At 58.9% G+C, this 265-nt stretch carries 1 pseudogene; it reads left to right on the top strand.

Annotated features, from left to right (window positions below):
- Positions 1–265 (top strand): annotated as a pseudogene (locus SB816_RS32360) (ABC transporter substrate-binding protein); the annotation flags it as partial.

Below are 265 nucleotides of genomic sequence, written 5' to 3'. Positions count from 1 at the left end.
AGTATTCCAAGCCCTATGCCGGTAACGTTCTCTCCGTCTACGGACCGAAAGACAAGAAGATCGCCGGCTATGACGATCTGACCGGCGTTGCCGTTGGCGTGCCGAAGTCGAGCGCCATGGATACCTCGATCACCGCAGGTGCGGGCTCGAAGGCCAATATCCTGCGCTTTGATGATGACGCCGCCAATATTCAGGCGCTCATCTCCGGCCAGGTCGAAGTTGTCGGCGGCAACCAGTTTTATGGCGACCGCCTGAACAAGGCGGC

Source organism: Achromobacter sp. SIMBA_011 (assembly GCF_046535435.1).
GTDB lineage: Bacteria > Pseudomonadota > Gammaproteobacteria > Burkholderiales > Burkholderiaceae_B > Achromobacter > Achromobacter dolens.
Note: the sequence above shows the minus strand (reverse complement) of the source record. Positions and strands in the feature narration are given on the sequence as shown.